9 protein-coding genes and 1 tRNA gene are annotated in these 10,503 nt (G+C 70.1%); 6 read left to right on the top strand and 4 right to left on the bottom strand.

Going from position 1 to position 10,503, the window contains the following annotated elements; translation table 11 throughout:
- The first annotated feature begins 70 nt into the window (after positions 1–70).
- The 5 genes from AADR41_RS12945 to AADR41_RS12925 all read left to right on the top strand — a co-directional run bounded on the left by AADR41_RS12945 (position 71) and on the right by AADR41_RS12925 (position 6,223).
- Positions 71–1,399: an ABC transporter substrate-binding protein gene (locus tag AADR41_RS12945; RefSeq protein ID WP_342281513.1), complete on the top strand. Its 1,329-nt coding sequence runs from the start codon at positions 71–73 to the stop codon at positions 1,397–1,399.
- Positions 1,400–1,631: 232 nt separating this feature from the next.
- The gene (locus AADR41_RS12940; protein ID WP_446751025.1) at positions 1,632–2,630 is read left to right on the top strand and encodes a carbohydrate ABC transporter permease; all 999 of its coding nucleotides are present in this window, start codon (positions 1,632–1,634) and stop codon (positions 2,628–2,630) included.
- Positions 2,631–2,645: 15 nt separating this feature from the next.
- Positions 2,646–3,569, top strand: coding sequence for a carbohydrate ABC transporter permease (locus tag AADR41_RS12935; protein WP_342281512.1), 924 nt, complete (start codon positions 2,646–2,648; stop codon positions 3,567–3,569).
- Between the two features lie 54 nt (positions 3,570–3,623).
- On the top strand, positions 3,624–5,087 hold the full coding sequence (locus AADR41_RS12930; RefSeq protein ID WP_342281511.1) for a GH1 family beta-glucosidase: 1,464 nt from the start codon (positions 3,624–3,626) through the stop codon (positions 5,085–5,087).
- 104 nt (positions 5,088–5,191) lie between these two features.
- Positions 5,192–6,223: a LacI family DNA-binding transcriptional regulator gene (locus tag AADR41_RS12925; RefSeq protein WP_342281510.1), complete on the top strand. Its 1,032-nt coding sequence runs from the start codon at positions 5,192–5,194 to the stop codon at positions 6,221–6,223.
- A gap of 170 nt (positions 6,224–6,393) precedes the next feature.
- Here AADR41_RS12925 and AADR41_RS12920 read toward each other — a convergent pair whose 3' ends face one another.
- The 4 genes from AADR41_RS12920 to AADR41_RS12905 form a co-directional block, all read right to left on the bottom strand.
- Complete coding sequence (locus AADR41_RS12920; protein WP_342281509.1) at positions 6,394–6,534, bottom strand: hypothetical protein; 141 nt, start codon at positions 6,532–6,534, stop codon at positions 6,394–6,396.
- Between the two features lie 428 nt (positions 6,535–6,962).
- A tRNA-His gene (locus tag AADR41_RS12915) sits at positions 6,963–7,035 on the bottom strand.
- 126 nt (positions 7,036–7,161) lie between these two features.
- Complete coding sequence (orn, locus tag AADR41_RS12910; protein ID WP_342281508.1) at positions 7,162–7,764, bottom strand: oligoribonuclease; 603 nt, start codon at positions 7,762–7,764, stop codon at positions 7,162–7,164.
- A gap of 9 nt (positions 7,765–7,773) precedes the next feature.
- Positions 7,774–9,009: a helix-turn-helix domain-containing protein gene (locus AADR41_RS12905; protein WP_342281507.1), complete on the bottom strand. Its 1,236-nt coding sequence runs from the start codon at positions 9,007–9,009 to the stop codon at positions 7,774–7,776.
- A 948-nt stretch (positions 9,010–9,957) separates the two neighbouring features.
- Here AADR41_RS12905 and AADR41_RS12900 point away from each other — a divergent pair.
- Complete coding sequence (locus AADR41_RS12900) at positions 9,958–10,479, top strand: universal stress protein (RefSeq protein ID WP_093548508.1); 522 nt, start codon at positions 9,958–9,960, stop codon at positions 10,477–10,479.
- Positions 10,480–10,503 lie beyond the last annotated feature (24 nt).

Raw genomic sequence — 10,503 nt, 5'->3', positions numbered from 1 at the left:
AGACAGCCCCTGAACCTCACCCCGGTACGTCACCCCCGGAACGTCCCACCCCGGAACAAGGAGTAGTGGAATGCGCATCACCCGCACCGTCACCGGCCGGAGCCGCAGAGCCGCGGTCCTGGCCACCACCGGCCTGACGGTCTCGGCCGTGCTGCTGACCGGCTGCAGCAGCGACTCGGACCCGTCGGGCAGCACCGGCCCCGACGCGAACGGGAACGTCACGCTGACCGTCGCCGACTTCGGGCAGTTCGGCTACAAGGAGGCCGGGCTCTTCGCCAAGTACCACGAACTGCACCCGAACATCACGGTCAAGGAGAACGTCACCGCCGACGAGCAGGTCTACTACCCGAAGTTCCTCCAGCAGCTCAACACGGGCAGCGGGCTGGCCGACGTCCAGGGCATCGAGGTCGGCCGGGTGAAGGAGCTCGTCGACACCAAGGCGGACGCCTTCGCCGACCTGGCCGGGGTCATCGACGCCGACCAGTGGGTCGGCTGGAAGGCGCTGCAGGCCACCACCGACGCGGGCAAGGTCATCGGCGCGGGCACCGACATCGGCCCGATGTCGCTCTGTTACCGCCGCGACCTGTTCGAGCAGGCCGGCCTGCCCGCCGACCGCGAGGAGGTCGCCGCCAAGGTCGCCGGAGGCTGGGACGACTACCTCAAGCTCGGCGAGGAGTACAAGAAGAAGGCCCCCAAGGGCACCTTCTACATGGACTCGGCCAGCGCCATGTACAACAGCGTGGTCTCCTCCAACGAGGAGCAGTACTACGCCAAGGACGGCAAGGCGATCTACAAGGACAGCGCCGGCGTCAAGGCGGGCTGGAACCTCGCCGCCGAGGCCGCCGGGAAGGATCTGACCGCCGGCCTGGCCCAGTTCCAGGACCCGTGGAAGGCCGCACTGCGCAAGGGCACGGTCGCCACGGTCGCCTGCCCCGCGTGGATGGCCGCCCAGATCGCCACGTACGCCGGTGACGAGTTCAAGGGCAAGTGGGACATCGCCCGTACCCCGGGCCGGACCGCGGCCAACTGGGGCGGTTCCTTCCTCGCGGTGCCCGCCAAGGGCAAGAACGTCGAGGAGGCGCAGAAGCTCGTCAAGTGGCTGACCGCCCCCGAGCAGCAGGCCGCCGTGTTCAAGGCCGTCGGCGTCTTCCCGTCGAACAAGGGCGCCTACGAGCTCCCCGAGGTGAAGAGCGCCGAGCTCGCGTACTTCAACAACGCCCCCATCGGTGAGATCTACGCCGAGGAGGCCCAGGTCATCCCCGCAGCCGTGCTGGGCCCCAAGGACGGCATCATCAAGGACAGCATCTCCACCCAGATCAACAACATGGAGCAGCGGGGCACCAAGCCCGACGACGCCTGGAAGGCCGCCACGGAGGCCATCGACAAGGTGATCGGCTGAGAATCCCCGTCGACGCGGGCGGCCGGGACCTCCACATCCGCGTCCCGGCCCGCCCGCACCGGGGCCGCCCCCAGGGCCTGTCCGGCCGATCACGGCCGGGGCCCGACCCCGATCCGCCGGACAGACCCCGCTCGCCGGCCCCGCGCACGGACTCCGACACCACCGCCGGACCCGACCGGGAATCCGGCCCACCCCCGCGGTGTCGGCACACCCCAGTGAAGGACTCCCCTCTGTGGCAACCTCGATCCCCGCCCGGGGCGCACCCGGTCCGAAGCCGGACCGGCGCGTCCCGAAGGCCATGTCCCCCGGCCGCCAGGCATGGCGCAGCCGGCTCTGGCGATTCGACGACAAGGCGTCCCCCTACGCCTACATCGCCCCCTTCTTCCTCGTCTTCGGCGCCTTCGGGCTCTACCCCCTCCTCTACACCGGCTGGATCGCCCTGCACCGGGTGGAGATGATCAGCCTCGACCGGATGGAATGGGTCGGCTGGGAGAACTTCAGCAGGGTCCTCCAGGACCCGGAGTTCTGGACGGCCGTCGGCAACACCTTCGTCATCGGTGTGATCTCCACCGTCCCGCAGCTGCTGGTGGCGCTGGGCCTGGCCCACCTGCTGAACTACAGGCTGCGCGCCAGCACCTTCTGGCGGACGGTGATCCTCACCCCGTACGCCACCTCCGTGGCCTCCGCCGCCCTGGTCTTCGCCCTCGTCTTCCGCGCCGACGGCGGTCTGCTGAACTGGGCCCTCGACCTCATCGGTCTCGGCGACACCAACTGGGCCAACGGCCACTGGTCGTCCAAGATCGCCATCTCGGTCATCGTGATCTGGCGCTGGACCGGCTACAACGCCCTGATCTATCTGGCCGCGATGCAGGCCGTCCCGTCCGACCTCTACGAGGCCGCCTCGCTCGACGGCGCCTCGCGCTGGCAGCAGTTCCGCAACGTGACGATCCCGGCGCTGCGGCCCACGATCCTCTTCACGATCGTCATCTCGACCATCGGGTCGATGCAGTTGTTCGGCGAGCCGCTGCTCCTGGAGGGCGGCACCATCGGCGCGCAAGGGGGCAACGAGCACCAGTACGAGACGCTCAGCGTCTACCTCTACAACTACGGCTGGAAGCTCGGACACCTCGGTCCGGCCGCCGCGGTCGCCTGGGCCATGCTCGCCCTGCTGCTGCTCATTGCCGCGATCAACTGGCTCGTCGGGCGCTCCGTGCGCAAGACCTCGGCCTGACCGGGAGCGATACCCATGACCACGACCAGCCCCGTCACCGCCCCGGACCACCGTCAGGTGTCCAGGTCCGCAGCCCCCGGCGCTCCTTCGCGGCGCAGCAGGTTCAAACAGGGCGCGGGCCGCCAGCACCACGCCGGCCCCTTCGCCTACTTCGCCCTCGCCGTCGTCGGCATCGGCTCCCTCTTCCCGCTGTACTGGACACTCGTCGCCGCGTCCCGCACCCAGGACGAGATACTGGACACCACCCCGCCGTTCGTCCCCGGCGGCAACCTGTTCAACAACCTCGAAGCGGCCTGGGAACAGGCTCATCTCGGCAAGGCCATCTGGAACACGCTCGTCGTGTCCGCGAGCATCACCGCGGCGACGCTCTTCTTCTGCACCCTGGCCGGCTACGCCTTCGCCAAGATGCGCTTCAGGGGCCGCGGCGCACTGATGACCGCGGTCGTCGCCACGCTCACGATCCCGCCCCAACTCAGCGTCGTACCGCTGTTCATGATGATGTCCGACATCGGATGGGGCGGTCAGCTGGAGTCGGTGATCTTCCCGACGCTGGTGAGCGCGTTCGGAGTGTTCTTCATGCGGCAGTACCTCAGCGAGGCGCTGCCCTACGAACTCATCGAGGCGGGCAAGGTGGACGGAGCGAACAACCTCCGCGTCGTGTGGAGCATCGTGCTCCCCGTGGCCCGCCCGGCCATGATGGTGCTCGGCATGCTCACCTTCGTACAGGCCTGGAACGACTTCTTCTGGCCGTACCTCGCCCTGAACCAGGAGAACCCCACGCTCCAGGTGGCCCTCGGCCAGCTGAGCGCCTCCTACGTCCCCGACCAGAGCATCGTGATGGCGGGCGCGCTGATCAGCACCCTCCCGCTGCTCGTGGTCTTCGTGGTCTTCGGCAAACGGATCGTCGGCGGGATCATGTCCGGCGCCGTCAAGGGCTGATACCGAACCACCCACTTCCATCCCCCCGCCCATCCACCCTGGGAGCGCTCCCGTATGACTGCCGTACGACCCGACACCGCCCCGAAGGCCGCCCCCGAAGCGGCCGAATTCCCGACCGGCTTCGTCTGGGGGGCGGCCACGGCCGCGTACCAGGTCGAGGGCGCCGCCGCCGAGGACGGCCGGACCCCCTCCATCTGGGACACCTTCAGCCACACCCCGGGCAAGGTCCTCGGCGGCGACACCGGAGACATCGCCGCCGACCACTACCACCGCTACCGCGACGACGTGGCGCTGATGAAGCGGCTCGGCCTGACGGCCTACCGCTTCTCCGTCTCCTGGCCCCGGGTGCAGCCCACCGGCCGCGGCCCCGCCGTCGAACGCGGCCTGGACTTCTACCGCAGGCTCGTCGACGAACTCCTCGAAGCGGGCATCGCACCCGTCGCCACCCTCTACCACTGGGACCTGCCCCAGGACCTGGAGGACGCGGGCGGCTGGCCCCAGCGGGTGACCGCCGAACGCTTCGCCGACTACGCCGGCATCATGGCCGGGGCCCTCGGCGACCGGGTCACCACCTGGACCACCCTCAACGAACCCTGGTGCTCGGCCTTCCTCGGCTACGGCTCCGGCGTGCACGCCCCGGGCCGCACCGAGCCCGCCGCCGCGCTGCGCGCCGCCCACCACCTCAACCTCGCCCACGGCCGGGCGACCGAGGTCCTGCGCGACCGCCTCCCCGCCACCGCGCAGATCTCGGTCACCCTCAACCTCCACCACGTCCGCCCGCTGACCGACAGCGCCGCCGACGCGGACGCCGCCCGCCGGATCGACGCGGTGGGCAACCGGATCTTCACCGGTCCGATGCTGCACGGCGCGTACCCCGAGGACCTGATCGCCGACACCGAGCACCTGGTCGACTGGCCGGAGCTGGTCCACGACGGCGACCCGGCGGTCATCTCCCGGCCGGTCGACGTCCTGGGCGTCAACTACTACACACCGACGCTGGTCTCCACGCCCGCCGACGGCGCCGGCGACTCGCGCGACGACGGCCACGGCAACAGCGACCACTCCCCGTGGCCCGGCTCCGAACACGTGGCCTTCCACCTCGCCGAGGGCCGTGCGCGCACCGCCATGAACTGGGCGATCGACCCCGACGGGCTGTACGAGCTCCTCATGGACGTGGCCCGGGACAACCCCGGCCTGCCTCTGATGGTCACCGAGAACGGCGCGGCCTTCGACGACCACGTCTCGCCCGACGGCCGGGTCGAGGACCCCGAGCGGATCGAGTACCTGCGCGGCCACCTCGACGCGGTGCGACGGGCCGTGGCCGCCGGGGCGGACGTACGCGGCTACTTCCTCTGGTCCCTGATGGACAACTTCGAGTGGGGCTACGGGTACTCAAAGCGCTTCGGAGCCGTCTACGTCGACTACGAAACCCAGCGCCGCATCCCCAAGGCGAGCGCCCACTGGTACGCCGACGTCATCCGACGCCAGCGTAGGATGGGAGCGCTCCCAGAAGGGTGATGCGGAGCGGCAGCCCGTCCCCGGACGGGCTGCCGGAGAAGCCGATCACAGGACTTGGCCCGGCCACCCGGCTGTGAGAAATTGACCGCGAACGGGAGGCAGCCATGACGGCAGCGCGAGTACGGAGCGGTGGCCGGCCCACGCTCGAAGAAGTCGCGGCACGGGCAGGGGTGGGGCGCGGCACGGCCTCGCGGGTCATCAACGGCTCACCGCGGGTCAGCGCACAGACCCGCGAGGCGGTGGAGGCGGCCGTCGCCGAGCTGGGCTACGTGCCCAATCGGGCGGCCCGCGCCCTCGCCGGGAACCGTACGGACGCCATCGCCCTGGTGGTGCCCGAGTCGGAGACCCGATTCTTCGCCGAGCCGTACTTCTCCGACATCGTCCGCGGTGTCGGGGCGGCGCTCGCGGACACCGAGATGCAGCTGCTGCTCACTCTCGCCGGCAACGACCGCGAGCGCCGCCGGCTGGCCCAGTACCTGACCGCGCACCGCGTCGACGGGGTGCTGATGGTCTCCGTCCACGCCGACGACCCGCTGCCCGACCTGCTGGAACAGCTCGGCATGCCGGCCGTGATGGGCGGCCGCAGATCGGCCTCCGAGACGCTCGCCGCGGTCGACTCCGACAACTTCGGGGGCGCCCGCGCCGCGGTCGGCCACCTGGTGACCCGGGGCCGCCGCGCCATCGCTACGATCACCGGGCCCGGGGACGTCCACGGTGCGCAGTGCCGCCTGGACGGCTACCGCGCCGCGATCCACGAGGCCGGACTCGAACCGGACGAGCGGCTGATCGGCCCCGCCGACTTCTCCGAGGAGGGCGGCGCCCGCGCCATGCGTGAACTGCTGGCCCGCCGCCCCGACGTCGACGCGGTCTTCGCCGCCTCCGATGTGATGGCCGCGGGCGCCCGCCAGGTCCTGCGCGAGGCCGGCCGCCGCATCCCGGACGACGTGGCCCTCATCGGCTTCGACGACTCGGCGGTGGCCCGCCACATGGACCCGGCCCTCACCAGCGTCCGCCAGCCGATCGAGGAGATGGGCCGCACGATGGCCCGCGTGCTGCTCAAGGAGATCGCGAGCGAGACCCAGGAACGCCCCCAGATCGTGCTGCCCACCGAACTGGTCGTCCGCGACTCCTCGTGACGGGCGTCACCCGGCTGTTGGGGGCGTCGATCAGACGATGTGATTCATGGCGAAATCGGTCCCCGCCCCTTTCCTCTGCTGTCGGAGGCGGGCTGCCGCCCGGGCCCGCCGCCGGGCCGCGCCCTTCGTCCGGAGGAGCGCGGCCCGGGTACCGGCCGTGATGTACCGGATCACGCGGAGGCCGGCAGCGACCTGTCCCGCTGGATCAGCAGGGGCGTGAGCAGGGTCAGGGAATCGACGGGGGTGGTCCAGTTGGGCCTGGTCGGGCCCCAGCCGTAGTCGATGTCGTAGGTGACCTCCCGCTGCGCCACGCCTGTCAGATCGACCAGGAGGGCCGGGGCCGAATGCCTGCTCGACGACGGTCGATGTCTCGACGACTGCCGTGGCGAACATCAGAAGGACCTTCTCCACCGGGGTGAAGAAGTCCAGGTTTCTTCCATGCAGCGGGAATGCGGCCAGCGGGATCGGAAGAGGAAGGTCCTCTTCCTTCTTTTGCGCTTGACGACACGCTGCCAAACGAGAACGGCGGGGATGAACCGGTGGTGCCCGAGTCGCATACAGGCGCACCGGCCCGCTGCGTTTCCCGGTAGTGATCCCTCGCGCGCCGGAGCCGCCGGAGGCCCCCGAGACCCCGGTCTCAAGACCTCAAGGCCGCGGGATCCAAAGGTCCCAAGGACCCAAGGCCCTGGACATGAAGAAGGCCTGACCCGTTTTCACGGGCCAGGCCTTGATCATTCAGGGTGAGTAACGGGACTCGAACCCGCGACATCCTGGACCACAACCAGGTGCTCTACCATCTGAGCTATACCCACCATGTCCGGTCTTTTTCTGACCGGCCGAGAAAAAGTGTACAGGGTCCGAGAGGGTGCTCGCGCCCCAGTTGTTCAGCCGCCGGTCCCGACCCCCGAAAGGGCTATGACCAGCGGCTTCACGAGGTCCTACGGCGCGGGCGGTGCGACACGGGCCGCGATGGCCTTCGCGCGCTCCGAGTCCGGGCCGGGCTGCGGCACGAAGACCGCCTCGCGGTAGTAGCGCAGCTCCGTGATGGAGTCACGGATGTCCGCGAGCGCCCGGTGGTTGCCGTTCTTGGCGGGGCTGTTGAAGTACGCCCTCGGGTACCAGCGGCGCGCCAGCTCCTTGATCGAGGAGACATCGACGATCCGGTAGTGCAGGTAGCCCTCCAGGGCCGCCATGTCCCGCGCCAGGAACCCGCGGTCGGTGGAGACCGAGTTCCCGCAGAGCGGGGCCTTGCCGGGCTCCTTCACGTGCTCGCGGACGTAGTTCAGCACCTGGGCCTCGGCGTCGGCCAGGGTGGTGCCCCCGGCCAGCTCGTCGAGGAGGCCCGAGGCGGTGTGCATCTGCCGCACCACCTCGGGCATGGTCTCCAGGGCCGCGTCCGGCGGGCGGATCACGATGTCCACCCCTTCGCCGAGCACGTTCAGCTCCGAGTCGGTGACCAGTGCGGCCACCTCGATGAGTGCGTCTTCCGTCAACGAGAGCCCGGTCATCTCGCAGTCGATCCACACCATGCGGTCGTTCATGGCCCCACCCTACGGGGCGCTCCGTTGACCCGGCAGGGTCGGGCGCTGGGTCGTGTACGCGTCGGGGCCGGGTTTCCCCTGCTCCGACTGGACCGGGCCGGCCGTCGGCGACGTGATGACATGCGGGCCCGGCGGGGTCGCCGTGGCCGTGGCACGCCGGATCGACGCACCGCCCTGGGCGGGCACGATCGGCTCGATCACCGGGGCCGCCGGCTCCGCGCCACCACCCTGCGGACGGCGGGCCCGGTAGGCGGCCCGGTACGCGGCGGGGGAGGAGCCCAGCTGTCGCCGGAAGTGTCCGCGCAGGGCGACCGGCGAGCGGAAGCCGCAACGGCCCGCCACCTCGTCGACCGAGTACTCGGACGTCTCCAGCAGTCGCTGCGCCTGCAGCACCCGCTGGGTGATCAGCCACTGGAGCGGTGCGCTGCCGGTGAGCGAACGGAACCTGCGGTCGAAGGTCCGCCTGCTCATGTAGGCGCGCGCGGCCAGCGTCTCCACGTCGAACTGCTCGTGCAGATGCTCCAGTGCCCAGGCCACGACCTCTGCGAGCGGGTCGGAGCCGATCTCCTCAGGTAAAGACCTGTCGAGGTAGCGCTCCTGACCGCCACTGCGCCGCGGCGGCACGACGAGCCGGCGGGCGAGTGCCCCGGCGGCCTCCGTGCCGTGGTCCGTGCGGACTATGTGCAGACAGAGATCGATGCCGGCGGCCGTGCCGGCGGAGGTGAGCACGTCGCCGTCGTCGACGAAGAGCTCACGCGGATCCACGTGGACCGACGGATAGCGCTTGGCCAGCGTCGGTGCGTACATCCAGTGCGTGGTCGCCGGACGGCCGTCCAGCAGACCGGCGGCGGCGAGCACGAACGCACCCGTGCACAGCCCGACGATGCGGGCGCCCTCCTCGTGGGCGCGGCGCAGCGCCTCCAGCGCCTCGGCGGGCGGCGGCGAGGTGATCGAACGCCAGGCGGGCACCACGACGGTGCCGGCCCTGCTGATCGCCTCCAGCCCGTAGGGCGCGGTGAGTTCGAGTCCCCCGGTGGTCCGCAGCGGCCCTTCTTCCCCGCCACAGACGAGGAGTCGGTAGCGCGGAACTCCCGCGTCCTGGCGGTCGATTCCGAACACGGAGAGCGGGATCGAGCTCTCGAAGATGGGGCCGCCGCTGAACAGCAGCACGGCGACGACTTCTCGTCGTCGACGGCCACTGAGCTTCCGTACAGCCTCCGTTGCGGCGGCGGAGTCCTGGCTCATGACGCTAAGCCCCCCTCGGTGTTCGCGTCTCCCTGGTCCTTACGGGCCTGTCGCTCCTGCACTTTTCCCCTCGGTCCTGCACGAGTTCCCCAGACTTCGATGCCCAAGATCGAATCTACTGCGTCCCGTGGTGCCGGCGTGACAAGTTCACCAGCCGGCGTTATGTCGACAAGGCAACTTGGCGGGATGCATTCGATCACGAAGCGTTTCATCCGATGGACGCCCAGGGAAGTGCGCTTGGCGTTCATGGCCCGTCCCCGTCGGGTGGAAGCGTACCGCGCGGTCTCTTCCTGCCTGGTGACAAGGGGGCTGATCGGCCAAATCGGCAAGGTGTCGGTAGGGGTGTGAAGTTGGCTGAAAATAGATGGTTGTGCGTGTGTGATTCAGTCATTGAACCGGCGCACAACCCGGGTGATCAACCGCTTCTTTGCGCCCCCTGGGCAGGTCGGACGGCTGATCGTACGGATCGGACCGGTGGCAACCGAATGCGATCGGATTCCGCCGGGCGGGCCGGTGTCCGTCGTCGGGCGGCGGTTTGCCGGGAACGGGGCGGGCGGTCCGGAACGGGTGCGGTGCGACGCACGGGGCCGGTTCGCCGTCCCGGGGTCGGCGCCGGCGTGATGATCACCGCGGCGGCCGCGCCGGGGCGTGGAGGTCCTCCGGTGTCCCGTGCGGGTGACGGACGGAACCCGTCCGGTCACCGAGGGCGGTGGTCCGGGCCCGGCGGCGTCGGTGTACGGCACAAGCGGCATTGCCATCCGGGTCCGCCTCGGGCATGCTCCGTGAAACGTCGCGCGCGCTTTGCGCGGGTCTGGGCAGTGGAGGAGTGGCGCCGTACCCTTGGGGGTAAGGGGTTGGGAAGATGATTCCCGGACACCGCAACACCGCCCGCTGACGCACCTTCCCCAAGTCGCTCTCCTCACGAGGACTCTCTTCGCCGAGACACCGATGGCCGGTCACGAAATCCCCGAACCCGCCGACCGCAAGCAGGTGGCCGACCCCGTGTCGGACCCGCAGACGGTCGAAGAAACACGTCACTCCTGCGACCCCGCGTTCCGCCATGGGGTCGTCGTCGGCTTCGACGGCTCGACCTCCAGTGAGCGCGCCCTCGCCTATGCCATCGGGATGGCCCGAAGATCGGGCTCCGGTCTGATCATCGTGCATGTCGCCAATCGGCTGCCGACCACGGTCTGGGCAGGCTGCGAGCCGCCCGTCTTCGTGGATGTGCCCGACCACCGCACCGAGGTGCTCGGCCTGGAGCTCGCCTGCGCGGACTACCTCTCCGAGGTCCCCTGGGTCCTCGTCGAGCGCGGCGGGGACATCTGCCACGAGCTGGAGGAGGTCGGCCGGGAGTACTCGGCCGACGCCATCGTCGTCGGCTCCACGCACGGCATCGTCGGCCGGATCTTCGGCTCGGTGGCGGGGCGCCTCGCGCGGCGCGCGCAGCGCCCGGTCGTCGTCATCCCCTGATCGCCCGGCGCCCCGGAAGTCCCT

The sequence above is a fragment of the Streptomyces sp. CLV115 genome (assembly GCF_038448545.1).
Classification (GTDB): Bacteria; Actinomycetota; Actinomycetes; order Streptomycetales; family Streptomycetaceae; genus Streptomyces; species Streptomyces sanglieri.
This window is presented reverse-complemented; position numbering and strand designations above follow the sequence as displayed.